Annotated in this window: 29 protein-coding genes and 1 pseudogene; 19 read left to right on the top strand and 11 right to left on the bottom strand. The window is 68.9% G+C overall.

Features of this window, described 5'->3' with window-relative positions:
* The first annotated feature begins 35 nt into the window (after positions 1-35).
* The 6 genes from STRBO_RS0138620 to STRBO_RS0138595 all read left to right on the top strand — a co-directional run bounded on the left by STRBO_RS0138620 (position 36) and on the right by STRBO_RS0138595 (position 5,876).
* The gene (locus STRBO_RS0138620) at positions 36-1,319 is read left to right on the top strand and encodes a UDP-N-acetylglucosamine 1-carboxyvinyltransferase (RefSeq protein WP_028797096.1); all 1,284 of its coding nucleotides are present in this window, start codon (positions 36-38) and stop codon (positions 1,317-1,319) included.
* A complete protein-coding gene (locus tag STRBO_RS0138615) occupies positions 1,316-2,551 on the top strand; it encodes a bifunctional UDP-sugar hydrolase/5'-nucleotidase (protein WP_005482610.1) in 1,236 nt (411 codons plus the stop codon). The genes STRBO_RS0138620 and STRBO_RS0138615 overlap by 4 nt, the downstream gene beginning before the upstream one ends.
* A complete protein-coding gene (dcd, locus tag STRBO_RS0138610; protein WP_005482608.1) occupies positions 2,548-3,087 on the top strand; it encodes a dCTP deaminase in 540 nt (179 codons plus the stop codon). The genes STRBO_RS0138615 and dcd overlap by 4 nt, the downstream gene beginning before the upstream one ends.
* Complete coding sequence (locus STRBO_RS0138605; RefSeq protein WP_005482605.1) at positions 3,084-3,620, top strand: dCTP deaminase; 537 nt, start codon at positions 3,084-3,086, stop codon at positions 3,618-3,620. The genes dcd and STRBO_RS0138605 overlap by 4 nt, the downstream gene beginning before the upstream one ends.
* Entirely contained in the window at positions 3,617-4,732 is a 1,116-nt protein-coding gene (locus STRBO_RS0138600; RefSeq protein WP_005482603.1) for a glycosyltransferase family 4 protein, read from the top strand. The genes STRBO_RS0138605 and STRBO_RS0138600 overlap by 4 nt, the downstream gene beginning before the upstream one ends.
* A gap of 100 nt (positions 4,733-4,832) precedes the next feature.
* Positions 4,833-5,876 (top strand): serine hydrolase domain-containing protein, encoded by a 1,044-nt coding sequence (locus tag STRBO_RS0138595; protein WP_020115766.1) that lies wholly within the window; start codon positions 4,833-4,835, stop codon positions 5,874-5,876.
* 20 nt (positions 5,877-5,896) lie between these two features.
* Here STRBO_RS0138595 and STRBO_RS0138590 read toward each other — a convergent pair whose 3' ends face one another.
* Together STRBO_RS0138590 and STRBO_RS0138585 are read right to left on the bottom strand one after the other, a co-directional pair.
* Positions 5,897-6,604: a hypothetical protein gene (locus STRBO_RS0138590; RefSeq protein ID WP_020665678.1), complete on the bottom strand. Its 708-nt coding sequence runs from the start codon at positions 6,602-6,604 to the stop codon at positions 5,897-5,899.
* Positions 6,605-6,724: 120 nt separating this feature from the next.
* Positions 6,725-6,964 carry a hypothetical protein gene (locus tag STRBO_RS0138585; protein WP_158690975.1) on the bottom strand — a complete coding sequence of 80 codons (240 nt, stop codon included), beginning with the start codon at positions 6,962-6,964 and terminating at the stop codon, positions 6,725-6,727.
* Positions 6,965-7,105: 141 nt separating this feature from the next.
* Between STRBO_RS0138585 and ku the strand changes: the two genes are divergently transcribed.
* From ku to STRBO_RS0138560, 5 genes are all read left to right on the top strand, one after another.
* Positions 7,106-7,945: a non-homologous end joining protein Ku gene (ku, locus tag STRBO_RS0138580; protein ID WP_005482590.1), complete on the top strand. Its 840-nt coding sequence runs from the start codon at positions 7,106-7,108 to the stop codon at positions 7,943-7,945.
* Between the two features lie 687 nt (positions 7,946-8,632).
* A complete protein-coding gene (locus tag STRBO_RS0138575; RefSeq protein WP_005482588.1) occupies positions 8,633-8,902 on the top strand; it encodes a hypothetical protein in 270 nt (89 codons plus the stop codon).
* 255 nt (positions 8,903-9,157) lie between these two features.
* Positions 9,158-9,349, top strand: a complete 192-nt coding sequence (locus STRBO_RS0138570) for a hypothetical protein (RefSeq protein WP_005482587.1) — start codon at positions 9,158-9,160, stop codon at positions 9,347-9,349.
* Positions 9,350-9,377: 28 nt separating this feature from the next.
* Positions 9,378-10,244, top strand: coding sequence for an RNA polymerase sigma factor (locus STRBO_RS0138565; RefSeq protein ID WP_005482585.1), 867 nt, complete (start codon positions 9,378-9,380; stop codon positions 10,242-10,244).
* 158 nt (positions 10,245-10,402) lie between these two features.
* Positions 10,403-11,497 (top strand): site-specific integrase, encoded by a 1,095-nt coding sequence (locus STRBO_RS0138560; protein WP_020665677.1) that lies wholly within the window; start codon positions 10,403-10,405, stop codon positions 11,495-11,497.
* 90 nt (positions 11,498-11,587) lie between these two features.
* Here the strand turns inward: STRBO_RS0138560 and STRBO_RS0138555 are convergent, their stop codons facing one another.
* Together STRBO_RS0138555 and STRBO_RS0138550 are read right to left on the bottom strand one after the other, a co-directional pair.
* Positions 11,588-11,941: a hypothetical protein gene (locus STRBO_RS0138555; RefSeq protein WP_020115761.1), complete on the bottom strand. Its 354-nt coding sequence runs from the start codon at positions 11,939-11,941 to the stop codon at positions 11,588-11,590.
* Positions 11,938-12,792: a hypothetical protein gene (locus tag STRBO_RS0138550; RefSeq protein ID WP_005479629.1), complete on the bottom strand. Its 855-nt coding sequence runs from the start codon at positions 12,790-12,792 to the stop codon at positions 11,938-11,940. The genes STRBO_RS0138555 and STRBO_RS0138550 overlap by 4 nt, the downstream gene beginning before the upstream one ends.
* 501 nt (positions 12,793-13,293) lie before the next feature.
* Between STRBO_RS0138550 and STRBO_RS0138545 the strand changes: the two genes are divergently transcribed.
* Positions 13,294-13,542 carry a site-specific integrase gene (locus STRBO_RS0138545; RefSeq protein WP_020115758.1) on the top strand — a complete coding sequence of 83 codons (249 nt, stop codon included), beginning with the start codon at positions 13,294-13,296 and terminating at the stop codon, positions 13,540-13,542.
* Positions 13,543-13,632: 90 nt separating this feature from the next.
* On the opposite strand, the gene STRBO_RS0138540 is transcribed toward STRBO_RS0138545, so the two are convergent.
* Both STRBO_RS0138540 and STRBO_RS0138535 read right to left on the bottom strand, forming a co-directional pair.
* Positions 13,633-13,986: a hypothetical protein gene (locus STRBO_RS0138540; protein WP_020115760.1), complete on the bottom strand. Its 354-nt coding sequence runs from the start codon at positions 13,984-13,986 to the stop codon at positions 13,633-13,635.
* Entirely contained in the window at positions 13,983-14,837 is an 855-nt protein-coding gene (locus STRBO_RS0138535) for a hypothetical protein (RefSeq protein WP_005479629.1), read from the bottom strand. The genes STRBO_RS0138540 and STRBO_RS0138535 overlap by 4 nt, the downstream gene beginning before the upstream one ends.
* A gap of 501 nt (positions 14,838-15,338) precedes the next feature.
* Here STRBO_RS0138535 and STRBO_RS0138530 point away from each other — a divergent pair.
* Complete coding sequence (locus STRBO_RS0138530; protein WP_020115758.1) at positions 15,339-15,587, top strand: site-specific integrase; 249 nt, start codon at positions 15,339-15,341, stop codon at positions 15,585-15,587.
* Positions 15,588-15,801: 214 nt separating this feature from the next.
* Positions 15,802-16,701 carry a pentapeptide repeat-containing protein gene (locus STRBO_RS0138525; RefSeq protein ID WP_020115757.1) on the top strand — a complete coding sequence of 300 codons (900 nt, stop codon included), beginning with the start codon at positions 15,802-15,804 and terminating at the stop codon, positions 16,699-16,701.
* A 91-nt stretch (positions 16,702-16,792) separates the two neighbouring features.
* Here STRBO_RS0138525 and STRBO_RS0138520 read toward each other — a convergent pair whose 3' ends face one another.
* Both STRBO_RS0138520 and STRBO_RS0138515 read right to left on the bottom strand, forming a co-directional pair.
* Complete coding sequence (locus STRBO_RS0138520; RefSeq protein WP_005477558.1) at positions 16,793-17,896, bottom strand: helix-turn-helix domain-containing protein; 1,104 nt, start codon at positions 17,894-17,896, stop codon at positions 16,793-16,795.
* Positions 17,897-17,945: 49 nt separating this feature from the next.
* Complete coding sequence (locus tag STRBO_RS0138515) at positions 17,946-18,776, bottom strand: hypothetical protein (RefSeq protein WP_237547387.1); 831 nt, start codon at positions 18,774-18,776, stop codon at positions 17,946-17,948.
* A 266-nt stretch (positions 18,777-19,042) separates the two neighbouring features.
* On the opposite strand from STRBO_RS0138515, the gene STRBO_RS0138510 reads away from it, so the two are divergent.
* The 3 genes from STRBO_RS0138510 (at position 19,043) to STRBO_RS0138500 (ending at position 20,416) form a co-directional block, all read left to right on the top strand.
* Positions 19,043-19,366, top strand: coding sequence for a hypothetical protein (locus tag STRBO_RS0138510; RefSeq protein WP_005477555.1), 324 nt, complete (start codon positions 19,043-19,045; stop codon positions 19,364-19,366).
* Between the two features lie 222 nt (positions 19,367-19,588).
* Entirely contained in the window at positions 19,589-19,849 is a 261-nt protein-coding gene (locus tag STRBO_RS0138505; RefSeq protein ID WP_005477553.1) for a hypothetical protein, read from the top strand.
* Between the two features lie 3 nt (positions 19,850-19,852).
* The gene (locus STRBO_RS0138500) at positions 19,853-20,416 is read left to right on the top strand and encodes a hypothetical protein (protein ID WP_005477552.1); all 564 of its coding nucleotides are present in this window, start codon (positions 19,853-19,855) and stop codon (positions 20,414-20,416) included.
* A gap of 254 nt (positions 20,417-20,670) precedes the next feature.
* Here the strand turns inward: STRBO_RS0138500 and STRBO_RS0138495 are convergent, their stop codons facing one another.
* Both STRBO_RS0138495 and STRBO_RS0138490 read right to left on the bottom strand, forming a co-directional pair.
* The gene (locus STRBO_RS0138495) at positions 20,671-21,159 is read right to left on the bottom strand and encodes a hypothetical protein (RefSeq protein WP_020115755.1); all 489 of its coding nucleotides are present in this window, start codon (positions 21,157-21,159) and stop codon (positions 20,671-20,673) included.
* 243 nt (positions 21,160-21,402) lie between these two features.
* On the bottom strand, positions 21,403-21,765 hold the full coding sequence (locus STRBO_RS0138490; protein ID WP_202499040.1) for a DUF6233 domain-containing protein: 363 nt from the start codon (positions 21,763-21,765) through the stop codon (positions 21,403-21,405).
* A gap of 218 nt (positions 21,766-21,983) precedes the next feature.
* Between STRBO_RS0138490 and STRBO_RS0138485 the strand changes: the two genes are divergently transcribed.
* Positions 21,984-22,577 carry a winged helix-turn-helix domain-containing protein gene (locus STRBO_RS0138485; protein WP_005477544.1) on the top strand — a complete coding sequence of 198 codons (594 nt, stop codon included), beginning with the start codon at positions 21,984-21,986 and terminating at the stop codon, positions 22,575-22,577.
* A 33-nt stretch (positions 22,578-22,610) separates the two neighbouring features.
* Positions 22,611-23,880 (top strand): annotated as a pseudogene (locus STRBO_RS40830) (MFS transporter).
* Between the two features lie 297 nt (positions 23,881-24,177).
* On the opposite strand, the gene STRBO_RS40825 reads toward STRBO_RS40830, so the two are convergent.
* Complete coding sequence (locus tag STRBO_RS40825) at positions 24,178-24,813, bottom strand: hypothetical protein (protein ID WP_020115753.1); 636 nt, start codon at positions 24,811-24,813, stop codon at positions 24,178-24,180.
* Position 24,814: the final 1 nt, after the last annotated feature.

Below are 24,814 nucleotides of genomic sequence, written 5' to 3'. Positions count from 1 at the left end.
TGACAGCCGTACGGATCCCTCCAGGCGCCGCCGAAGTGGTGGCCATCCGACCCGGGAGCCCTCTCACCGGTTCCGTGACGGTCGACGGGTCCAAGAACGCAGCCCTGCCGCTTTTGGCCGTAGCTGCGGCCCTGCACTGTCCGGTGCACGTGGGCAACGTCCCGGCCAACGCCGACGTCGAGACGATGCTCACCTTGCTCCACCAGGCTGGCTGGCACACGGCCCGCCCCGTCAGCGACCCGCACACCGCGATGATCCTGCCGAGCGACAAGTCCCAAGCCGGGTCCGACCTTGACATCGCCGCCCGCATCCGGGCCTCGTACTACCTTGTCCCCGCTCTGCTGGGCTTGTACGGGCGGGCGCGGCTCCCCTGGCCGGGGGGCTGCCGGATCGGGGAACGCGGCATGGAGCAGCACTTCAAGGTCTACGAACGATTCGGGGACCGCACGACCGTCGACGACCACGGCTATGTCGTGGAAGCAGCCAGCACCCGGGCCGAAACGGTCTCGATCATGTTGCCCTTCCGCTCCCGAGGCGCGACCATCGCTGCTCTCCTGCGCGCGGTCGTGGCCGGACGGCCACTGCGGCTGGGGATGCCCAACCTCTCACCGGAAGTGCTGGCTGTTGTTGAGGCGGTGCGGACGGCTGGCTGGCAGTGCCGAGTCAGTGAGGCGCTTCTTGCTCTCGCGCCGCCTTTTGCCGCTCCCATGGAGACCATCGTCTGGCGGGTGCCCGGGGACAAGATCGAGGCCGGGACCTTGGCCTGCGCGGTCGCGGTCACAGGCGGCGACGCACGCATCTGTGGTGTACGCGGTGACGATGTCGTCCCCCTGGTCAGGGCCTTGCGGTGGCTCGGGGTTCCCGCCGACACCGAGGACGACGTGCTCACCGTCCGAGCACGAGCAACCCGTCCCACCAGCCGGTCTCTGCGGGCCATCGCTTCCCTCGCCCCCGGGGGCCTGGATGCCGATTTCGAGCCGTCCTTGATGGCCTTGGCCCTCACTCGCCCCGGTACGCACCTCTTCTCCGACACGATCAACCCCGGCCGCCACGGCAACCTGCTGCCACAGCTGACGCGTCTCGGTGCCGTGATCCACGAGCTGTCGCCGACCAAGTGCCGTCTCACCGGTCCGCAGCAGTTGACCGGAGCTGGCGTGGAGGCCACCGACATCCGCACGGGTTCCGCCCTGCTCATCGCCGGCCTGACAGCGCACGGCGTCACCACCCTGGGCGGCCTGGAGCAGCTCCGACGCGGCCACGCCGACCTTCCCACCAAGCTGTATGCCCTCGGCGCCGACATCTGCGAGGTCACGCCATGAACCGGCAGTTACGGCGGATCATCGCCACGACGGACGTCCACTCCGCCTTCGCCTCCCCCGCACCGATGCTCGCCCATCTCCACGCCGCGAGGGCCGAGAGCCTGATCGTGGACTGCGGCGACTTCTTCGAAGGCAGCGGCTTCTACCGCCTCGGCCAGGGCCAGATCGAGCGCGAGATCCTCACCAGCCTCTACGACCTGCTGGCCCCGGGGAATCACGGTTGGCGGCACCATTTCGAGCCGGGGCTGCACGAGATGACCGTGTGCGCCAACACGACCGACGACGACGGTAAGCCCCTCTTCGATCGCGTACGCATCGAGCGGATCGCCGGCCGACGCGTCGCCGTCACCGCAGTGATCGGCACCCAGGCGTTCAACGCGATCCCCGCCGGCGACCGCATCGGTCACCACGTCATCGACCCTGCTCAGGCCCTGCGCGAGGTGATGCTTGAACATCACCACCGCGCCGACGCCTGGATCGTGCTGTCCCACTCCGGCTTCGATGAGGACCTGAAGCTGGCCGCCGCCTGCCCCTTCGCGGACATCATCTTCTCCGGGCACTGCCACAGCGACACGTATGGACCCGTAGCTGTCGGCGACACCCTCGTGGTCAAGGGACGCGAACTCGGCATCGGGTACGCCACCGCAGAGCCCATCGGAACCGGCTGGGCCGCCCGCACAGGCACCTTCCCCAGCTCGCACGGGCTGCCCGAGGGCCTCGCCACGGTGCGAGACAAGATCGCGCTTGTCGGCCGGACGCTCGCGAGCCCGCTCGGCATCGTGAACGGGCCCTACCGCAATGGCCCGTTGGACCGGCGCCAGTTACTGGCAGATGTCGCCGGCCGACTGCACTCGGGTCTCGGCGCCGACGCGGTCGTCCTCAACGAGACTGCCCTGCGTTCCACGCCGCTCGGAGAAGTGCTCACCCTCGGCGACCTGCTGACCATCGAGCCCTTCGACAATCGGCTCGTCCACGCTCGCCTCCCCGACGATCATGCCCAGGACCACGAGCAGTTGCTCGGCCACGTCACGGACCGTGCCGGTCCTCTGGTCGTCGCTCCCACTCCTCTGCCCCCGGCGACGAGGAGCGTGTTGACGACTGACTACCTCGCCGACAGCCACCTCGGCGGACGAACCCATCAAGCCGGACTACGGCTCGGCCAAGCCGTACGAAGCGTCCTGGTCACACCCCTGGCTGGCGCTGACGACACTGCTACAGGAGGCGAGCAATGATCCTCACCGGGCCCGAGATCACCGCCGCTGCCCACGACGGACGCCTGACCATCGCGCCCTTCGAACCGGAACAGGTCAACCCCAACAGCTACAACGTCCGCCTCGGCCCCACCCTGCTGACCTACACCGACACCGTGATCGACGCCCGCCGCCCCAACCCCACCCGCGAGGTCACGATCGGGAAGAGCGGATACGTGCTCCAGCCCGGCGAGCTGTACCTCGGGCACACCGTCGAACAGGTTGGCTCCGACTCCTTCGTACCGCTGTTGTTCGGCCGCTCTTCCGTCGGCAGGCTCGGGCTGTTCGTCGAGATCACCGCGCCGATCGGCGACATCGGCTTCCACGGCCAGTGGACGCTGATGCTCTCCCCGATCCGCCCGCTACGGGTGTACGCGGGCATGCGGATCGGGCAGATCATGTTCTTCGTCTCCACCGGCGCCATCGCCCTTTACCAGGGCAAGTACCAGGCCGCCGTAGGCCCGCAGCCGTCCGCCTACTGGCGCGACGCGGCCCGGCTCAAAGCGGTCGCCTCGTGATCCTCACCGGCCCGGCGATCAACGCAGCCCTCCAGGCAGGCGAGATCACGATCGACCCGTACGACCCCGCCCGTCTCTCCCCGAACGCCTACGACTGGCGGCTCGGCGACACCATCCGGGTCTGCGACGGCGACCTGGACGCAGCCGTCCCGACCGAGTTCACCGAGCAGACCATCCCGGCTGCGGGCCTGGTGTTGAAGCCCGGCTCCCTCTACCTCGGCGTCACGCTGGAGAGGACCGGCTCCGAGACGTACGCGCAGATGCTCAACGGCGACCGAACCATCGGCGCGCTCGGTATCTGGGTCCACGTCTCCGCCCCCCTCGGCCACCAAGGTCACGCCATCCGCTGGACCCTGGAGATCCGTGCCGCCCGGCCGGTTCGCATCTACGCGGGCATGACCTTCGGCAAGCTTGTCTTCCTCAGCGCCTTCGGCACACCGGCCAGCTACCAGCAGCAGGACGCCAAGTACGCGGCGACGGACGGCATCGACATCTCCCGCCTCTACGAAGAGATCCCCGGAGGAGTCCGGTGACCCCGCAACCGACCACCGCGCCGCTGGCCGCCACCCTGCTGGACCTGCCCGCCGGAACCCCGGGAGGCAGCGTCGAACTCTTCCTCGACCTCTACACGGGCGAGCAACCACTCATCCCCGCACGGGCGTTCATGCTCGCCCCTACCGGCCCGCGACCTCACCTCCCGGCCGGCCTCGACCTCCTCCAAGTCCCCGGGAAGTGCCTGGAGGGCCAAGCCTTCAGCCAATACGTCGCCGCCCTTCGCTCGGCTCTGGCAGCCGCGATCGACCCGACCCGGATCGACGTTCTGCACCTGCAGCACCTCACCTTCGGCGCCACCCCCGCCCTGATCCGAGCCCTCCCCGCACACCCCCGCATCGCCCTGGTCCACGGCACCGACCTGCTCTTCGCCGAGGCCCACCGCGACCAGCTCCAGGTGCTGCGCGAGACGACAAAGGCCGCCGACGCCATCGTCGTCCCCACCAGCGCGATGGCCGACCAACTCCGCAAAATCGTCCCACTGGTCAACCGCCGCAAGATCACCCACATCCCCTGGGGCATCCCCGACCACCTGATCACCGACCCACCGGCCCAGCCTCCCCGCTCTCCGACGAGCCATCTGCGGCTGCTGTACGCGGGTCGACTCACGGCCGAGAAGGGCGTCGAGGCCCTGGTGAAGAGCCTGGCCTCGGTGCCGGGCGTCGAACTGAGCATGGCCGCACCCCAAGCCCAGTTCCACGTTCTGACCCCACTCCTGCAACGAGCCGGCGTACGAGCCCGCTACCTCGGCTGGCTCCGCCGTCCACAGCTGTGGAAGACCTTCACCGAGCACGACCTACTGGTCATGCCTTCCACCACCCTGGAGGCCATGGGCCTGGTCGCACTGGAGGCCCAAGCCTGCGGCGTCCCTGTCCTCTATCAACCCGTACCCGGCCTCAGCGAAGCCCTCGCCGCCTCCGGCGTGGCAACCGACTTCACCAATCCCGCCGCTCTCGCCCGCGACCTGGACCGGCTACGCACGACACCTGGCCTGATCCCGGCTCTGCGACAAGCGGGCTACGCGAACGCCGCCCGCTACCCGCTCTCCGCCACCGCCCAGGCCCTGACCGATCTGGGCCGCCGACTCACCTAGAACCACCCTGGCCAGCCGATGTCCGACACGCCATTGCCACACCCCACCCACCCCCGTCACTACGCTGACCGGCGGGATGCCCACGGCGAACAGGGAGACCATGACGAACCGCACCGACCGCATTGAAGCCCTGCTCGACGAAGGCGTCCGCGACAAGATCTACCCCGGCGCGGTCTGGGCAGTCGGCGACGCCTCCGGCATCCACACCCACGGCACCACCGGGGTCCTCGACCCCGACGAACCGCATGCTCCGATGCGCCCCGACACCGTCTTCGATGCCGCGAGCCTCACCAAGATCCTTGCCGTCTGGTCCTCCGTCGGAGCCCTGTGGGAGGAAGGCAAACTCGACCTCGACACTCCCCTCGGGGAGTTCTGGCCGGAGGTCGACGGCCACCCGCTCGCGGCCGTGACGGCCCGCCAACTCCTCACCCACACCGCAGGCGTCCCGCTACGGGCCCAACTGAAGAACCTGTACGGCACCGACCCCCAGGACATCCGCGACGGCGCACTGCACGAAGCCCTGCACCGCCCGCCGGGCGAGGCTGTCGAATACACCGACCGGGCCGCGCTCATCCTCGGCTACCTCACCGAACACATCTCCGGCCAGCCCCTCGACCAACTCGCCACGGAACGGACCTGGCAGCCCCTGGGCATGAACTCCACCCGCTTCGGCCCCCTACCCGCTGATACCGCCGCCCGATGCGCGCCCACCGAACTCGACCCCGACACCAACACCCACCTCAAGGGCACTGCCCACGACTTCTCCGCCCGCCTTCTCGGCGGCGTATGCGGCATCGCCGGCGCCTTCACTGTCCGCGAAGACCTTGCCCGCTTCCTGCGCTACATGCTGGATCAGAACAGCCTCCAGCCGCGGGCAGGATTCGGGTCCGCGTGGACGGCGGAGTCACTCACCATGCAGACAGGCTCCCTGACTCCCGCGCGCGGTCTCTTCTGGCACCCCGCACCCGGCACCGATGCTTCCGACGACATCTGGGTCCACTACGGCTTCACGGGCACCGGCATGTGGATCTCCCCCCGGCTCAAACGGTGGGCAGTCCTGCTGACCAATAAGCTCTACTACACCCGCGACCGACAAACCTTGACGGACATCCGCAACATCTTCCGCGCATCGGTCTTCGACTGAGCCTGTCGGCTGGATGGCACCTACCTAACCTGACCAGGCGGTTCACGACCCCGAAGCAGGCCTGAATCGACTTCCCTGTGGTTCTGGTGCTGCGGCGTTTCGGGCTCTGCGTGAGCGGATGTACGACGTCGCCCGCAACCTGCGCCTCCCCCGCCGCCGCCCTGGGGGCGCCGCTCGACGTACACTGCGGCGTTGTCGTCGCCCCGGTCGGTGGTGCGCAGCTCGACCAGCTCCCCGCTGCGCGCCGCGGTGTCCAGCTCGATGGCGAGCACGGCGGTCAGCCGGGTCTGCGCCGGGGACATGGCCCCGGCCAGGTACCGGTCGAGCTGGCGGGTCAGCGCGGAGAGGGGGGCCGCCTCCGGTGCGGGCTGCAGCAGGATCTCCCCGCCGCCCAAGCGCAGCGCGGGCATCCCCAGCGCCTCGCGCAACAGGTCGACACACTTGCGGCGGATCTCGTTGGTCGCCGCGGAGGTGGGCGGGAAGTCCCCGTCGACCCTGCGGTGCCGCAGTACCCCGGACTCCGCGAGCCGTACGTACGGGTCGAGCGCCTCTTCCTCCAGGAGCCGCCGCAGACTGCGCCGGGCACCGACCGGCAGCGCGCCCCGGTCCAGCGCCCGCTCCAACTCCCCGCGCACCATGTCCAGCTGACGCCGCCGTGCCGCGCCGGCGCCCAGGCCATCGAGGAGCTGGTCGAGCGCGCGGACCGAGAGGAACTTCGAAGCCTGCACGCGGCGATTGTCGCGCACGGCCGCCGACCTGACCGGGGAGACGGCCGAGTTTCTGGACTTTCTGGACCCCACCTTTATGCGCGCACGCGTACGCGCGCGAGGCCCCGGCCGGACGAGCCGTCAGTCCCGGCGCCGCAGCACGGCCACCCACCGCACCAGTCCGGTGCGGACGGCCGCCAGCACGAGCAGCCCGACGCCCATGTCCCAGGGCGAGGTGGGGTCGAAGTCGTCGCCGCCGCAGCGGACGAGGGTATCGAGGAGGAGCCCGGCCAGCAGCCAGGCGTACAGCTCCAGCCAGGGCCGGGCGGTGAGGTAAGAGCGGATCGAGCGGCGGGGCAGGTGGTCCGGTGTCCTGTTCATGGGCCGGACCGTCACACCGGAAGCGGACACCCCGGCCAGGCACCGACTCCGGTCCCGGCGTCCGGGGCGGTCACCTCGGTAGCAGGACACACGTGGCCCGCAGACCTAGTATGAAAACGCAGGTCACGAAGGGGGGCAGCCATGCCCCATCCCGTCATCTGGCACGGGCACATCGTGTTCGGAATGGTCACGGTGCCTGTCGGGCTGATTAGCGCGACCGAGCGCGGTACGACGCCGCTGCGCCTGGTCCACACGGCCGGCGGCTGTTATGGGCGGATCCGACACCGCAAGCGCTGCGATGTTGAGGACCGCGACGTCGCCGAGCACGAGATCGGCCGCGGTTACGAACTGCCCGGAGGCAAGGTCATCCCCGTCAGCGACGCTGACCTCGACCACATACCGCTGCCCACCGCGCACGCGATCGAGCTGCTCGGCACCGCCCCGGCCGGCTCCATCGACCCGCGGCAGATCGGCGCCGCCTCCTACTTCCTCGCGGCGGCCACCGAACCAACCGGCATACGCCCGTACGTCCTGCTCGTACGGGCGCTCGCCCACCGCTCGCAAGTCGCCATCGTCAAGTTCGCCGTCCGGGGGGACCGTGAACGGCTCGGCATGCTCCGCCCTCTGAACGGAGCCCTGGTTCTCAATGCCCTGCGCTGGAGCGACGAGATCCACTCCCCGGCCGGCGCCGCGCCCTCCCCCGCCGAGGTCGAGGAGGACGAACTGGCCGCCGCCGTCGATCTCATCGAAGCACGCACGGTCGACACCCTCGACGACCTCCCCGGCCTGACCGACCACTACGCCCAGGCCCTCGCCACCACTGTCGAGGCCAAGTTGAACGCCCGCGACCTCTCCGGGCCGTCCGAGCCTGTTCAGGGCCCGCAGCCGGTCGACTTCATGGATGTGCTCCGGCGATCCGTACACGACGCCCGCGTACGCCGGGCCGAGCCTGCGAAGCCGACCCGTCCGAAGGAGACGTAAGGCGCTGCCGGTTGCCCCGAACGAGACGCCCGTCGTGTTGACGAACAGCCCTTGGTCCAAGGGCCCATGGTTGAAGAACCCGCCCTCTGCGATACGGGCACTAGGGGTCCCTCTACGTACACTCCACACCCTTCTGGAGGGGTGAGGAAGCGCTTCCTGTACCCCCATGTGTGCACCCCATACCGAGTTTCAGAGGGATCGTTTTCCCAGGTCAGCAGGGATTTTGAGGCTTCGTCACCGAGGGAGTGAATCCTCGGGGTCCGCGCGCCCCTACTAGGCTTCTCTCCGACAGCAGCACCGGTCCCACGAATGAGGACATCCGGGCCGAGATCGACGCCCGGGTGCGGATGGTTGGGGCCGCACCGCGCCAACGGGCTGCTGTCACCCGCATAGTCCGATGACCCCGACTCCCGGGAGGCAGAAAGACAGCGGTCCCCTGCGCCAACAGGGGACCGCCCGCATAGTCCGACGACCCCGCCGTCCGATTTGCAACCTTCGCGAAGATTCAAACCGATTGGGTGGAACCATCAGTACCGTCGACGAGCCTAAGGCTCCAAGCGTGCCGCCGTCGAGTTGGGTAAATCACGACTCGCGGCATAAAAAGAACTATGTCCGGTTGCGTGAGGCGCCTGGAGGCCGCTACATTCCGCCGCTGCCTCAGGGGGAAGCTCTCTCCAGGGGGAGCCGATGACCTTGGCACTCGTGGTTGCCCTCGCCCTCGCCGGCGTCGGCGTCTTCATCGCCTACCGCGACCCCAAACTCGGTGGTGCCCTCGGTGTCGGCGTCGCGATCCTCGGGGTCCTGTACGTCGTGTGGGCGATGGACCCGTCCGTCTTTCCGAGGGACACCCCGGCCCCCTCCACCACCTGGACCCCGAACCAGGGGCCGCAGGACTCCCCGGCCGGCGGGCCGCCGACCGCACCGTCGAGTGCGACCGCCTCCCCGACAGCCCGCTGACCCCCGCCAGTGGAGGGCCGCCGCGAGGGTGCGGCCCTCCACCCGAGGGGCATAGCCCCCGGGTCTGCCGCAGGGCTCTGCCTACACCGGGACCGGCCCGGCGGGGAAGCCGCCGCACCCGCAGCGGCTTCCCCGCCCCCTCCGCCAAAGATTCTTGGGCGCCATGTCAAGAATCCGGCGGGCGGATGGCTCTCAGGGTGTGTACGGCCGCTGCTTCATGGTGAGGCGCTGACAGGCCGCAGACTGGAGGACCCGGTGGAGTTGACGGGTATCGGCGTCGTCGTGTTCCTGGTGCTGCTGTTCGCGCCGGGGCTGACCAAGGTTCTGCACAGCATCGCGTTCCGTGTCCGGGCCGCGGGGAAGGCAGAACTGATCCGCGCCGAGGGCGAGTTAAGCGGTCGGCAGGGCCGGGGGCGCGGCAGGGGGAAGCGAGGGCGGCGTGGCTGAGTTGGGCGCGGTAGAGCACGCCGGGGCGGTGCCGAACCTGTTTGCCGAGCGGTACGAACAGATGGTCGGCTACGCCCGCAAGCGGCTGCACCGCTACGGGGTCCCGCCGTCCGCGGCGGACCCCGAGGACGTCGTACAGACCGCCTTCGCGCTGGTACTGGCCCGCACCGACCCGATCGAGCACCTGCGGGCGTACGTCTTCACCGTCATCCGCAACGAGGTCAGCCAGGCGGCCAAGCGCTACGGCACCGGCCAGGCGTACGGCAGGCTGGACACGGACGTACGGCTGGAGACCGCCGGCACCGCCGTGGACCCGTGCGGCACGGCCGACCTGCGCATCGATCTGGAGGCCGCACTGGGCGAACTGCCTCTCCAGCAGCGCCGCGCGGTGCTCTGCCATAAGGCGTTTGGGCTCACCCAGGCGGAGACGGCTACGGTCATGCGGACCGCGCCGGGCACGGTGGCCACCCATGTCTCCCGGGCGGTCGTCACCCTGCGGGTGGCGCTCAGCGCCCTGGCCCTGGTGCTGATGACATGCGGCACGGTCTGGATGTGGGGCGGGGTGACCGGCGCCATTCCGGCGGCGGGCTACGAAATGCTGAAGGGCCCGTATGCCCTGCTGGTAGCCGCCGCTGTGTCGTTTGTGTCGTTGTTCGCCTCGGCCGGGGCGGCGTGGTCCAGCTACTGCCTCTACCGCAGCGTTCGCTCGGGTGAGGAGGTCCGCACTTCGTCGCGATGGCTGTCTGACCAGTTGCGGCGCTTCCTGGGGCAGCTGGTGGGTGGGAAGGCGTACGACCACCCGAGCAGCTCCGGCCCCGATGTCAGCGGATCCTTCAACCTGCCGGATTCCGGACCCGGGAATGACGGCAAGTGGGATGAGATGGGGCGGATCTAGGACGGAGCCACCGGGAGGGCCGGGCCATTGGGGCCCTCCTGACGACCTTCGGGTGTTCGGCGACACCTGTCGGCCGCGTAAATCCCGGATAACGCTCACATATGCGTGACCCAGATGCGACAAACAGCGCTACGAAAAAAGGTGCGTGACGGGACGTCATGGAGCAGACCGAGAAGAGTACGGATGTTCGGCACGTCGTGACCCCCTCGCTAGTGCTGCCGGCGTCGGCCGGACCAGCGGGCACCACCGCGGCGCCGGACACCGCGGCGTTCACCCCCGACGTGCTCGCCAAACTGCAGGAGCTGGAGGAGCGATCCGCCCAGCACGAGAAGAACCTCCGCCCGACGAACACCACCGACTCCTACGCCGCCGACTGGAAGCAGTGGGAGAAGTTCTGCGCGCTGCTCGAACTGCCCGTCACCGCCATCACGCCCGGGTCGCTGACCGCGTTCGTCGAGTGGCTGTGGGTCCAGCCCGGTTGGCGCACCGGCACCTTCACCGCGCCCTCGACCATCGACCGCCGTCTGTCCGGCGTGGTCGTCACCGGCCGCACCGACCACGGCCTGGTCCTCGACAAGACCGTGGCCGCCCGCGCCCGCCGGGTGCTCAAGGCCAAGGTGAAGGAGATGCAGAAGACCAAGGAGACCCGGGGCCGGGGCCCGGCGCCCGCGCTGCTCGCCGAGCACCTGCGCGCCACCGTGGTCGCCGCGCCCGACAACCGCCTCGGCATCCGTGACCGTTCCATCGGGCTGACCTGCTTCGCCATCGCCGGGCGCGAGCACGAGGTCGCCTTCCTGCGCCTCCGCGACTTCGTCGTCACCGAGCACGGCATGGAGGTCAACGTGCGCGTGTCGAAGATCAAGCCGAGGAAGGTGAAGGTGCCGTTCGGCTCCCGGCCGAGCAGCTGCCCGGTGCGCGCGTGGCGGGCCTGGAAGGCGGAGGCGGATCTGACCGACCCGGACGACTTCGCGTACAAGCCGCTGCACAACCGCTGGCACACCGTCATGGACGGCGGACTCGACCCCGAGACCATCGGCGACGTCATCACCCGGCTGGGCAAGTGGGCCGAGCTGGACTTCCGGCCCACCGGGCACTCCCCGCGCCGCGGGCTGGCCACCAGCTCCAAGCGCGCCGGCAACGACCGCAAGGTCATCGCCAAGCAGGGCGGATGGGTCGAGAACAGCGCAGCGATGGAGGGGTACTTCGAGGAAGGCGACGGCTGGGAAGAGAACGCCCTGGTCAAGGTGCTGTAGAACGGACGGAGCATGCTGGCAGGGCCCGGACGGGTTCCCCCCGTCCGGGCCCTGCCGTGTACTGGCTGCCGCCGTGTGCGGGAGCAGCGGTCAGACGTAGCGGTCGAGCGGCTCCGCGACGTAGGTTCCGTCACCCATCGGCTTGCTGGTCAGCTCGAAACGCTCTGGCCCGCGGCCGACGTCGCGCCGGATGACGGTGCCCGCTCGCCGCGTGGTGACGTGCAGGACCGGATTGCCGTCCGCGTCCACGCTGTTGAGCATGGTGTAGCGGCGCACCCCCTGCCGACGCTGGCGGATCATCCAGCTCACGACGGCCACGACGACGATCACGGCCAGCCCGCCGAGGAACTCGGCGAGGGACGCCTCGAAGAGCGGCGCCACGCTCTCCGGCTCCTCGACACCCAGCTGCGCGGTCAGGGACCGAGTCTCCAAGAGCAGGCTCATGACCGGCCTCCCCGGCCGGGGAGGGGCAGCCACTGTCCGCCGCTGGCCTCGTGCCGCTTCTGCTGCATGTCGGCGAGCCGGGCCACCTTGCGGCGGACCCGCTCGCCGAGCGCGACCGGGTCTGTGGCTCCAGCCGCGCTCGCTGCCTCGGTCCAGGTGATCCGGGACTCCTCCGCCCGGGCCAGCAGGACCGCCGCCTCGTCCTCCGTCAGCGCCTTCAGGAGGGACAGCAGGCGAGCGTCGCTGATCATGCCCCGGGTCGCCAGCTCGTGCAGGTCGTCCCGGCTGTCGAGCAGGTCATACAGGCACAGGCCGTCGCCGAGGGGCGCGTCGAGCGACAGCACACGACCCTTGCGGGTGCCGCGCCGCCACAGAGGGACCTCCTGCAGGTGGATGCGCTCGGCCTCCGTCTTCAAGGAGCCGATGACCTCCCGAGGCAGATGGCCCTCCGCCAGCGGGTTGACCCAGTCTCCGAGCAGCGCGGTGGAGACGGCGTGCCGCCACCGCGCGCCCCGCTTGTGCAGCAGGTTGCGGGAGAACTCGTCCACCCAGTAACCGTCGCCCCTCAGCGCCATGTCACGGGCGTTCAGCGCCTCAATCAGGTCGGGCAGGCGCTGCGCGCGCATCCGCGCCGCCTGATGACGCCCCTCGCTGCGCTTCTCGCCGCGCCATGGGATTTCGCGGCGCTGCTCGACCGCGGGGTGGACGGGCTGGTCGTGCCGGACCACGGGAGCGTGGTCGTCGGCGGACGGCCGGTGTGCCCGGGACAGGCTTCCGTCCGAGGTGTTGCGCAGATAGAGGTTCTCCACCGTCTGCGTTGCTCCCTCGATGCACACGGTGAGCCGTCGCACGCGCCAGAGCGTTGCTGGCTCCGCGGCCAACGAGGGGGGAGTGGGCGAGTGATCCGCAGCGCGGAGAGGAGAGGGGGTCACGGAAGCGCCTCCTGGTCGTGTCCATACCTTCACCTATCGGCGACGGCGTCGGCAGCGACCGGCAATGAATCTCCTGTGACCCGTGTCACGCGGCGGGCGCCCAGGAAGTGCGTGTTCCTCACGCCCGGACTCGAACTGGCCAACTCCTCTTCCATGGACCTGTTCTCGTATAGCTACGGCCAGGTGTCGTCTGCGGGTATCCAGCCTGGTCAGCGGCCGGAACGTCCGTCGCGGTAAACCGCGTATTTACTGCGACGGCGGACCACTCCACCAGGGACAATGGCCACGTTTCCGCAGGTGAGGTGCACGCATTTACTGCGGCAGGCCCTGATGGAGCGTCACTCTCCGCTACATGTCCGTCTGCCGTAGCAATACGAGAACCGGGCCTACAAGCCGCTGCACAACCGCTGGCACACCGTCATGGACGGCGGACTCGACCCCGAGACCATCGGCGACGTCATCACCCGGCTGGGCAAGTGGGCCGAGCTGGACTTCCGGCCCACCGGGCACTCCCCGCGCCGCGGGCTGGCCACCAGCTCCAAGCGCGCCGGCAACGACCGCAAGGTCATCGCCAAGCAGGGCGGATGGGTCGAGAACAGCGCAGCGATGGAGGGGTACTTCGAGGAAGGCGACGGCTGGGAAGAGAACGCCCTGGTCAAGGTGCTGTAGAACGGACGGAGCATGCTGGCAGGGCCCGGACGGGTTCCCCCCGTCCGGGCCCTGCCGTGTACTGGCTGCCGCCGTGTGCGGGAGCAGCGGTCAGACGTAGCGGTCGAGCGGCTCCGCGACGTAGGTTCCGTCACCCATCGGCTTGCTGGTCCGCTCGAAACGCTCTGGCCCGCGGCCGACGTCGCGCCGGATGACGGTGCCCGCTCGCCGCGTGGTGACGTGCAGGACCGGATTGCCGTCCGCGTCCACGCTGTTGAGCATGGTGTAGCGGCGCACCCCCTGCCGACGCTGGCGGATCATCCAGCTCACGACGGCCACGACGACGATCACGGCCAGCCCGCCGAGGAACTCGGCGAGGGACGCCTCGAAGAGCGGCGCCACGCTCTCCGGCTCCTCGACACCCAGCTGCGCGGTCAGGGACCGAGTCTCCAAGAGCAGGCTCATGACCGGCCTCCCCGGCCGGGGAGGGGCAGCCACTGTCCGCCGCTGGCCTCGTGCCGCTTCTGCTGCATGTCGGCGAGCCGGGCCACCTTGCGGCGGACCCGCTCGCCGAGCGCGACCGGGTCTGTGGCTCCAGCCGCGCTCGCTGCCTCGGTCCAGGTGATCCGGGACTCCTCCGCCCGGGCCAGCAGGACCGCCGCCTCGTCCTCCGTCAGCGCCTTCAGGAGGGACAGCAGGCGAGCGTCGCTGATCATGCCCCGGGTCGCCAGCTCGTGCAGGTCGTCCCGGCTGTCGAGCAGGTCATACAGGCACAGGCCGTCGCCGAGGGGCGCGTCGAGCGACAGCACACGACCCTTGCGGGTGCCGCGCCGCCACAGAGGGACCTCCTGCAGGTGGATGCGCTCGGCCTCCGTCTTCAAGGAGCCGATGACCTCCCGAGGCAGATGGCCCTCCGCCAGCGGGTTGACCCAGTCTCCGAGCAGCGCGGTGGAGACGGCGTGCCGCCACCGCGCGCCCCGCTTGTGCAGCAGGTTGCGGGAGAACTCGTCCACCCAGTAACCGTCGCCCCTCAGCGCCATGTCACGGGCGTTCAGCGCCTCAATCAGGTCGGGCAGGCGCTGCGCGCGCATCCGCGCCGCCTGATGACGCCCCTCGCTGCGCTTCTCGCCGCGCCATGGGATTTCGCGGCGCTGCTCGACCGCGGGGTGGACGGGCTGGTCGTGCCGGACCACGGGAGCGTGGTCGTCGGCGGACGGCCGGTGTGCCCGGGACAGGCTTCCGTCCGAGGTGTTGCGCAGATAGAGGTTCTCCACCGTCTGCGTTGCTCCCTCGATGCACACGGTGAGCCGTCGCACGCGCCAGAGCGTTGCTGGCTCCGCGGCCAACGAGGGGGGAGTGGGCGAGTGATCCGCAGCGCGGAGAGGAGAGGGGGTCACGGAAGCGCCTCCTGGTCGTGTCCATACCTTCACCTATCGGCGACGGCGTCGGCAGCGACCGGCAATGAATCTCCTGTGACCCGTGTCACGCGGCGGGCGCCCAGGAAGTGCGTGTTCCTCACGCCCGGACTCGAACTGGCCAACTCCTCTTCCATGGACCTGTTCTCGTATAGCTACGGCCAGGTGTCGTCTGCGGGTATCCAGCCTGGTCAGCGGCCGGAACGTCCGTCGCGGTAAACCGCGTATTTACTGCGACGGCGGACCACTCCACCAGGGACAATGGCCACGTTTCCGCAGGTGAGGTGCACGCATTTACTGCGGCAGGCCCTGATGGAGCGTCACTCTCCGCTACATGTCCGTCTGCCGTAGCAATACGAGAACCGGGCCTACAAGCCGCTGCACAACCGCTGGCACACCGTCATGGACGGCGGACTCGACCCCGAGACCATCGGCGACGTCATCACCCGGCTGGGCAAGTGGGCCGAGCTGGACTTCCGGCCCACCGGGCACTCCCCGCGCCGCGGGCTGGCCACCAGCTCCAAGCGCGCCGGCAACGACCGCAAGGTCATCGCCAAGCAGGGCGGATGGGTCGAGAACAGCGCAGCGATGGAGGGGTACTTCGAGGAAGGCGACGGCTGGGAGGAGAATGCCCTGGTCAAGGTGCTGTAGCCATCCGTGACGGGCGAGGGGAGACTGCCGGCGGCCGGGCCCAAGAGGGCAAGTGCATTTCGCCGCCCCCACGGGTGCCGGTACGCCGCCGAACGGCCGTCTCAACCGCCGGGCGGACACGGAGCACGCGCATGGTGAAGGGGTGACAGGCAAACCGAGGTGGTACCACCAGGGCAGAGCGTCGGGCGGATGGCACGCCCCGAGCCTGGTGCGGGTGTGGATCGTCGCCCCGATCACCGTCCTGGGCTCCGTCGGCGCGGGCTGGCTGATCTACCGCTTCGTCGTTGACCCGCTCGTCGCCAACACGGCGGACGCCATCAAGCTCACCCTCGCCATCCTCACCCTGACCGGCGCTGTGCTGGCCGGCGTGTACGCCTACCGCAAGCAGCGCCTCGCCGAGAGCGACGCCCATCGCGCCGACGCCAACCAGTTCGCCGACCGCTACACCACAGCAGCCGAACAGCTCGGGCACGATAAAGCCGCCGTGCGCCTCGCCGGCGCCTACGCTCTCGCCCGGCTTGCGGACGACTGGGAAGAACAGTGCCAAGTGTGCATCGACGTCCTGTGCGCTTACCTACGCATGCCGTATCAGACCAACCCGAATGCCACTAATAGCTACAAGGAGGGTGAACGCGAAGTACGACACACCGTCATCCGCCTGATCCGCGATCACCTCCGCCTGCCACCCGCGCATCCGAACTCCTGGCAGGGCCTCGACTTCGACTTCACCGCCGTCTTGTTCGACGGCGGAGATCTGTCCAGCGCGCAGTTCTCGGGCGGCAGGGTCAGTTTCACCGGCGCGCAGTTCTCGGGCGGCGCGGTCCGCTTCGACGACGCGACGTTCTCCGGCAGCAGGGTCCACTTCGACGACGCGATGTTCTCTGACGGCCTCGTCCACTTCGACGACGCGACGTTCTCGGGTGGCACGGTCCGCTTCGACGACGCGACGTTCTCGGGTAGCACGGTCCGCTTCGACGACGCGACGTTCTCCGGCGCGAGCGTGGATTTGAGATCCGTCGCCTCGTGGGCGACGCCGCCCCGCTTCAACGATTGGGTTTGGGGCAACCCGCCTGCAGGGCTACTTCTCCCTTCTCCATCCGTCGTACCACCGTGAAGATGCCGACTCGGGGGTCCGACGAAGACGGCGACGGGTGGGAGAAGAAGCCATGATCCGTGTGCTGTAGGAGGATCACCGACCGCGTGCCTCATACCAGCCGCAGCACTGGCCTGCTGTCTGGCATCCCCAGCAATTCCCTGACGCGCGCCAACGGCCAGGCCAGTTCCTGGGCCAGCTCTCGTACGCCCAGCCCTGTCTCCTGGACCGCCAGGTCGAACGCCTGGGTCAGCAGGACCGGTTGCTCGCCCGGGTAGCCGCTGACTGGCTCCGGGGCGAAGCCGGGCTGGCCGTCCAGGGCCCGGAGCCGCTGGTACGTGCGGCTCGCGGTGGCGTCGGAGATCAGGCCCAGTTCCCGGCAGCGGTACACAAGGGAGTGCACGGATACGCCCCAGGATCGGCGCAGGCCCGCCAGGTGCCCAAGGTCCATCCGGCGGGGCAGCAGGGGCAGAATGCTCGCCTGCGGGGTGAGGAACTCTGCGGCGAATGCGTCCGCCTCACGTTCCTGCCTGCTGTCACCGGTGGCTTCGCCGTGCAGCACCAGGTGGCCGAGTTCGTGGGCCGCCGTGAAGCGGTGGCGGTAGACGTCGTTGGCCCGGTTCCGGGTGAGGACCACCAGCGGGCGCACCGAGCGCGAGGAGAACGCGTCGACCGTAGCGGCGGCGGCGTCCGCCTCGGCCGGCAGGACCACCACGATGCCGTGCGCCTCCATACGCCGGACGAGATGGGTGACCGGGCCGTTGCCGAGGCCCCACTGGCGCCGCAGTTCCTGGGCGGCAGCGGTCGGCTCCGCAGGCAGGGCCACTCCGGGCTGCACCTCCCCTCCGGCAAAGCCGGGCAGATCCACAGGAGGCAGCTGCACCCGGCGCTCCATCGCGTAGGTCAGCTCCCACACCTGTTCGGCGAACGCCAGAGCCCGCTCGCGCTGAGCCTTCGGTGTGCTGCGCAGGGCGCGGAAGTGGGCCATCGAGGAGTCGAGGCGCTGACTCGGCCTTCCCGCGATGAAAAACTCCACCGGCACATCGAGGGCTTTCGCCAGTTGCGGTACTAGGTCCGGTCGCGGGCGGGAGACGCCCGTCTCGTACTGGCCCACCGCCGCCGGAGTGACGTCGAGATGGTCGGCCACCTCTTTCTTGGTCAGCCCGGCGAGACGCCGGGCCTGGGTGAGCCGCGCCGGGTCGAAGGCATCGGCCACAGCGCGGGGCGTTGCTGCACGGTCCTCCAAGCCTGGAAGGACTGGGTGATCAGTTCTCATCGTTCTCGCTTGCCAGAGGTTCGATGGGAGCGACTTCGCTCGCCGGAGGGATATTCAGCTTCCGCTCCGCGTCGGGGCGGGGCGCCAGCGCGACAAGGGGCTGCTCGCCCTCGTCGAAGCCTGGGTGGCCGGTCAGCTGCTGCGGGATCGTGAGCTTTGGCGTCGGAGTGTCCGGCAAGGGCAGAGGCTCCGGGTCGATGTTCCACTCCAGCGTGCCGCTTTCGTCGGCCAGCGCCGCAACGCCCCAGTAGGGCTTGAGCAGTCCGGCTGCGTTGCAGGCGAAGGGCACGAGGACCAGACGCGTGCCCTTCGGCAGGGCCGCCAGTCTCGGCCTGAGCGCTACCGCGCCCGGGTCGAATGCGTACCCCCCGAAGAGGTCTGCCTGCTCCGAGGGCGGGGCGAAGGCGAACAGCTCCCGGATCACCGACCACACGTTCTGGATCCGTGCGGTACGTACGTTGGCGTCCTTCTTGGAGAAGCAGAACGGGTAGAGCAGCCCGTTGCCGACCCGTACCAGGTCGAACTGGAAGCCGTTGGGCTTCACGAGCTGGGCCCCCGGCAGGTCTGCCAGCTGCTCGCTGACACGCTCGAACGCTCCGCGGTAGCGCGCTACGCCGTGGACCTGACTGGAGGACACCTCGGCCTCCTGCTGTGAGGCACGAGCATTGGCCTGCATGTCGACCAGCGCCTGGCCGATCCTGTCGCGTACGTCCCGAGCCCTCTGCTCGTCGTTGAACAGCTCGCTGGCCCAGGCGGAAACAGGAATCTCCATATGACTGACCCTTCCGATGCAGCGCTTCACATGGAAGCGTGCCGACATTGCTACCACTTTAGTTGATCTCAATCAACTTGCGTGTGCGCTTTGGTAGAAGAGCTGGAAGTGAGCTGAACACTCCTGGTGAGTACCGGAAGTCGACTCCCAGCCCTGGCGTGTGTCGACCTCGGCGCGACGCCGCCCGACAACCGATCGGTCAATGGACGCCCTCCCCCGACGGGCAGTCAGCTGCCATGCTGAGCAACTGAACTCCCACCCCCGCCCCCTTGGAGAGCAGCGTGGACCTGAGCGCTACCGGCGAACCTGCCGTCGTGCAGGAGGACACCCAGGTACACGTCGGCATCCACCTTCAGCCGGGCACTCTCACCCTCACCCGGAACGGCAAGGACTTCGCGGCCTACCACGCTCTGGTGCAGTTCGCCTCTGTCGGCGCGAATCCGTGGGCAGCCCAAGAGGTCAAGTTCTCGACCAAGGGGCCGGACGGCGAGACCGCGGGATTGACCGTGGATCTCCTCAACGATGCCTGGAGCGGCCCCCGGGATGGCCTTCCCGCCGCGATCTGGCAAGTCGTGGCACTCGCCGCGACCTCCGCCGGAGACGTCGGCATCACCTACGCGACTCCTGGCCGCTCCTGATTTAGGGATGCCATCAGCATCGGAGATCGATGATCAGACCGGGTGGTGCCGACCTCTGGAATGACCTTCGGCGCGTCGTGCAGTTGACGGGTCGAGCAGATTGGGCGGACACGGTCGCCTAGGACCCGCAAACTGCGACGAGGCGCTGCGCTCCTGCTGAGCGCTCCCCGGCACGGCACCAGGCGCGATGATGGTCCGGTGCACCGAGACGAGGAGCGACCCGTGGTGACCAAGCACCTCGCCCGGCTGCAGTTCCAGGCGGAGGGCCCGGTCGTCGAGGGCGAGTGGGCAATCCAGGACACCGCGCAGGACCGGTACAAGGAGTGGGTTGGGCTCTACGGCACCGGCCTGGCCGTAGTGATCCAGCTCATCGAGGAGACCGACGCCGCGAGCGCGTGCACAGGAAGTGGACCGCCCAGGGCGAGGTCGAGGGCCCGACGAGCTGACCGTCCGGGCGTACCCGCGAGGTGCGGGAGCATCTGACCCATGCCCAACACCCTGTGGACCCTGCTGGTGGCCGCCGTCACCGCCGTGGTGACCACCCTTGCGGTCGGTCTGTTCGTCACCCCTCGCATGGAGGCCCGCAAGAAACGACTGGGCGAGGTCCACACCGCCCGCGACACCTTCGGCGCGAGCATGCTGCGCGTCATCTCCGCCTGCTCCCTGCTGCAGAGGTTCGAGCTACCGTCGGCCGACGATCCCGACTGGACGCCCGTCATGCGCGAACGGCTGACGGCCGAGCGGAACCGCTGGTGGCAGCAGCTCGACGAGGCCACCGTGTGGCTGCTCGACAACGCCGCGACGTACGCCGGCAGCTACCCAAGCTCCCGCATCATCCGGCTCGCCATCGACTATGCCGGTCACGCGCGTGCGGTCGTGCTGTCCGAACGGGAGGAGGCCACCAAGGTGGAATTGCTGCTCGCGCTGACCGTGCCGGTCCAGCGGCACTTCTTCGGGTGGCCCTGGTCGCGTGCCCGGCACGCCGTCGCCGATCACCGCGCCTTCGCCGAGACCGTCGCCCGCATCAGCGGCGAGCCCAGCACTGCGTAGGCCAGACGAACAACAGGGCCCCGGGCGGAGAACCACCCGGGGCCCTGCACTGTCTGTACGTCAGCCCGCGCGTTCCTACCGGACGATGGAGTCGGCCACGTCCTGCTCCGGTCGCGGGGAACATCGGTACAGCCGTTGGCGCTGAGGAAGATCATGATCAGTCAGCACTCCAGGATGAGCTGGACTGCGGGGAAGGCCGCCGGATGATGAGGGTCAGCTGTTGCGCTGGTGCGCCTCCACCTGCGTGCCTGCGCCTACGGAGCAGGAGGGTTTTGCGTTGCCGTTGCTGCGATAGCGCGGGCTCCGTCGATCTGTGCCTGGAGGTGGACGCGCTCCGAACGTTCCCTCACAGCGCCAAGCCACATTTGGAAGCCGCCGCCCACAACCACGGCCACGAACCCGAAGGAGGTCACCCAGACGACAAAAGTGGCCAGCCAGGGGCGATCGTGATGATGAACCTCGGCCAGCCACTTCACCAGCATGGTCTCGGCTGCAATGTGAGTGCCAAATACGAGGTACCAGAACATGTAAGCGATGTTCGACACTGCCTTCTCGCTACGGCTGATCGCCGCAGGCTCAGGCTCACTTCGGCTTAGCGCCTCTGCCACCTGTCTGAGGTGGACCATCTTCCGGTCCCGGCCGGAGCGCGCCGCCGTACTGAACTCGATCGCCGCGATCAGCAACACGATGGGGATCACGGTGACCATGGCTGAGGCGAAGTCACTGCTCATCTTGAAGTCCACGGACGGTTCCCCTTGATCGGTCTGCGGAACCGGGAGTCTATTCCGGACGAGGGGCCCGAGTTGCCGTGCGCGAAGGACTCCAACTCGGTCTGGACGCCCAAGAAGCATTGCTGACAACCGGCCTGCTGTCGCTCTTGCACGACCTGGCATCCGGACCTTGATCGTTCTCAACGCCAACCGCTGTACCGTTGTTCCCCGACACCGTGCTCCTGGTGCTGTAGGCCGCCGCGCGCGACGCACCCGTCATCGCGGCGCTTCCAGCAGCGGGTGGAGGGCCACCGCCGCGCCGCACTCCTTGCAGGCGACCGCCCCGGCGCTCGACCGCATCACCTCAAGCGCCTCGAACAGGTCCACCTCCGGTGCGCCGGCGGGCGCGTCGGGGCAGTCCCAGATGTGCACGACCACCTCGCCGGGGCGACCGCCCTTCGGGCGAGTCCGCGCGATCTTCCACGTCCACCGGTCGGAGGGCGGCCCGCTGGCCTGGTCCTCCCGGGGCAGCGGGTAATTCGGGACCTGGTCGTAGTCGGCGCCCTCGACCGGATGGACCTGTTCCCCTGGCTTGAGCCACACCCGATACTCGCGTGGCTCGACTCCCTCAGTTGCCAACTGGTAGAGGGTCAGTATTCGGCAAGTGCGGAATTCGGCGGGTGATCAACCGCTGAGGGCAGCAGATGCCTCGCTCTGACGGGGGCTGCAGCGGATCGGCCGGAACACGCGCTAGCGCAACGGCCGCCACGGACCTCTGTGAGAAGCCGGCCCTTCTCGCCGAGCGAGAACCTGAAGGAATTATTGCGAAGTTTTCGCTTCACATCTACGGTGACGGCATGCGACCGAAGCACGAGCCTGAGCAGATCACCGAGCTGTCACGGTTGAGGGCGTTCATGAACCCGCTACGGATGCAGCTCTACCGGCTGCTGTACGCCGCGGGCACCGCGACGGCCTCTCAGCTCGCCGAGCATGTCGACGAGACGCCGTCGCTGGTCAGTTACCACCTGCGCAAGCTGGCCGAGCACGGCTTCGTGACCCAGGCGAGCGGCCAGGGGGCTGACGGCCGCGAGCGGTGGTGGAAGGTGGCGTCTGAGGAGGGCTGGGGCTTCCGCGACTCAGACTTTGCGGACACGCCCGAGGGGGCCGCTGCGGTCGGCGCAGTGACCCGCGGCATCTTCGAAACCCGCGTCGCCCAGTACCGCGCATATCTCGACCAGAAGGCCGCCTGGGGCAAGGCGTGGAGTGACGCGTCTTTCAGCTCCGAGTGGCTGCTCGACCTCACCCCGGCCGAACTCGCCGAGATGAGCGACGAACTCGAGGCGCTGGCCCGGCGCTGGCGGGAGCACGGCAAGGCCGCCAAGACAGCCGGTGACACCCAGGACCGCGAGCACGTATCCGTGCACCTCTACGGCTTCCCCTTCCGGCCCTGACCCGGCCGTTATCCCGACTTACCGGAGACCGCCATGACCACCGCAAAGCCAGCCCTGCCCGAATGCGCCACCACACCGGCCCACCGCGACGGAAACGTGCTGCGCTGGCTCACCGCGTACACCGTCTCCCTCATCGGCGACAGCGTGTACTTCGTCGCCCTCGCCTGGTCCGCCCAGAAGGCCGCCGGCCCCACCGAAGTCGGCCTCGTCATGGCTTCAGGGGCGTTACCACGAGCGTTACTCATGCTCGGCGGGGGCGTGGCGGCCGACCGGTTCGACCCTCGTCGAGTGATTCTCGGCAGTGACGCACTGCGCTGCCTCGTCATCCTGACGGTGGCCGCCGGCATCGCGCTGACGGCGCCGGCCTTGTGGATCCTGGTCGCGGTGGCGCTCATCTTCGGTGCCGTGGACGCGCTGTTCATACCCGCTGTCGGTGCCCTTCCGCCACGGATCACCACCCCCGACCAGCTGGCCCGGGTCACCGGCATGCGCTCACTGTCGATGCGCCTGAGCCAGATCGCGGGCCCGCCGATCGGCGGCCTGGCCATGGGACTCGGTGGTCCTACGGCCGCCTTCACTGTCGCAGGCCTGCTCATCGCACTGTCCCTGCCGCTCCTGCTCACGGTACGGGTACGGCCCCTCGGGGCGCGCGACGCCGAGCGGCCGGAGCCCGGCACCGCGCGGCAGGACCTACTCGACGGCCTGCGCTACATCCGCCGCCACCGGCTCATCGGCCCGCTCGTCGCCGTCGGCGCCATCTGTGAGCTCGGGCTCATCGGTACCCTGAACGTCGGCATGGTGCTCCTCAACGCCGAACGCGGCTGGGGCCCTTCCGGTTACGGCTGGATCGTCAGCAGCTTCAGTGCAGGAGCAGCAGCCAGCGCCACGCTGCTCGCCATCGCCGGTTGGCTGCCCCGTGCTGGCCTGATGCTGTCCGGGACACTGCTCATTACCTGCGCGGGCGCGGCCACCATCGCGCTCGTGCCTACCCTCTGGCTCGCGGTTGTGCTGGCCGCGGTCATCGGGTTGAACGTGGGCGTCGTCGGCAGCCTGGACAACGCCCTCATACAGACCGCGGCGGACCCGGCCTATCTCGGCCGGGTCACCTCCGTCGTCATGCTCACCATGGTCGGCCTCGCCCCCCCTCAGCTACCCGCTGGTCGGCGCCGCCATCGGAGCCTGGGGCGCCGCCCCCGTGTTCCTCGGCTGCGGCATCTTCGCCAGCCTGGGCGTGGTCATCGCCCTGACCTCCGACGCGGTGCGGCACGCCGAACTGCCCCGGCAGTCGCAGGTGACCACCTAGGCAGGCCAGCCGGGAAGTATGCAGCGCGCTCGGGGGCCGGGGCCCCCGTCGCGCTCAACTCATGAGGGCCGCAAGGTAGGCGCTCCAGTCCTCTTTGGCATAGTTCAGCGTCGCAGAGATCCTTGTTGCTCTCGCCTGCGGGGCATAGGACGCAGGTCGCTCAGTACTCGCCGAGGATCTGGACGGTGGGCGCCGCGCGGCCGTGATCGGTCTAGTTCTAAGGGGCACATCGTCAGCGGTCATCGATGTGCCCCCTGGGCCGAGAGGGCCCGCTGTGTAGGGGGATTGCAGCGGACGTCAGGCGGACCGCAGGACTGCGTAGTTGTAGCTCTTGGACCACTGCCCCTCATAGACCGGCTTCCGCCCCGTCATGTGGCCGTACTCCCGAGCGTAGGCGAAGCTGGCCCGAGGGGGCTTGAGCAGGCCGAAAATGCCCCGATTCTCGCTGGAGAGCAGGACGAGCAGCGTCCCAGGCTCATCCGAAGCCGTGAACAGCCTGCGCTGGGCGTCGAACCCGAAACCGGTTTTCATGACCACTGGATCGATGTCATGGACGGCGTCGTCTTCGTTCATGCCGACGAACTCACTTCCGCACTCGTCGCACCTGAAGTTCCATGATTCGACCGCATCCCCTTCATAGGGGAAGCCGGAGTCATAGGAGTCATGGCCGAACGTCCGGAACGGCGCCCCCAGCGTGGTCTTCGGGCCCTTTAGGCCAGCCCAACGACAGTTGCCTTCCTGGACTCGCGACGGCACGAAGCTCAGGTCGAGAGGAAACGGGCCATAGTCGTCGGCGTACCCACGGTCCGTTGCCCACCTGTGGCCCAGGCTGGCGCGGGCACTCCCCCAGGGGCCATCAAGTCCCCGAGGGGTCGCCCACAAAAGGGCGGCCCCATCGTAGGGAACCGGACCTTTCCGGGTGACTTCGAGCATT

Source organism: Streptomyces bottropensis ATCC 25435 (assembly GCF_000383595.1).
In the GTDB taxonomy this organism is placed as follows: Bacteria; Actinomycetota; Actinomycetes; order Streptomycetales; family Streptomycetaceae; genus Streptomyces; species Streptomyces bottropensis.
Note: the sequence above shows the minus strand (reverse complement) of the source record. Positions and strands in the feature narration are given on the sequence as shown.

Coding starts and splice junctions, on each gene's coding strand:
- STRBO_RS0138615 (WP_005482610.1), top strand. CDS start 1,316: ATGAACCGGCAGTTACGGCGGATCATCGCCACGACGGACGTCCACTCC.
- dcd (WP_005482608.1), top strand. CDS start 2,548: ATGATCCTCACCGGGCCCGAGATCACCGCCGCTGCCCACGACGGACGC.
- STRBO_RS0138595 (WP_020115766.1), top strand. CDS start 4,833: ATGACGAACCGCACCGACCGCATTGAAGCCCTGCTCGACGAAGGCGTC.
- STRBO_RS0138585 (WP_158690975.1), bottom strand. CDS start 6,964: ATGAACAGGACACCGGACCACCTGCCCCGCCGCTCGATCCGCTCTTAC.
- ku (WP_005482590.1), top strand. CDS start 7,106: ATGCCCCATCCCGTCATCTGGCACGGGCACATCGTGTTCGGAATGGTC.
- STRBO_RS0138575 (WP_005482588.1), top strand. CDS start 8,633: ATGACCTTGGCACTCGTGGTTGCCCTCGCCCTCGCCGGCGTCGGCGTC.
- STRBO_RS0138560 (WP_020665677.1), top strand. CDS start 10,403: ATGGAGCAGACCGAGAAGAGTACGGATGTTCGGCACGTCGTGACCCCC.
- STRBO_RS0138555 (WP_020115761.1), bottom strand. CDS start 11,941: ATGAGCCTGCTCTTGGAGACTCGGTCCCTGACCGCGCAGCTGGGTGTC.
- STRBO_RS0138545 (WP_020115758.1), top strand. CDS start 13,294: ATGGACGGCGGACTCGACCCCGAGACCATCGGCGACGTCATCACCCGG.
- STRBO_RS0138540 (WP_020115760.1), bottom strand. CDS start 13,986: ATGAGCCTGCTCTTGGAGACTCGGTCCCTGACCGCGCAGCTGGGTGTC.
- STRBO_RS0138530 (WP_020115758.1), top strand. CDS start 15,339: ATGGACGGCGGACTCGACCCCGAGACCATCGGCGACGTCATCACCCGG.
- STRBO_RS0138515 (WP_237547387.1), bottom strand. CDS start 18,776: ATGTCGGCACGCTTCCATGTGAAGCGCTGCATCGGAAGGGTCAGTCAT.
- STRBO_RS0138500 (WP_005477552.1), top strand. CDS start 19,853: ATGCCCAACACCCTGTGGACCCTGCTGGTGGCCGCCGTCACCGCCGTG.
- STRBO_RS0138485 (WP_005477544.1), top strand. CDS start 21,984: ATGCGACCGAAGCACGAGCCTGAGCAGATCACCGAGCTGTCACGGTTG.
- STRBO_RS40825 (WP_020115753.1), bottom strand. CDS start 24,813: ATGCTCGAAGTCACCCGGAAAGGTCCGGTTCCCTACGATGGGGCCGCC.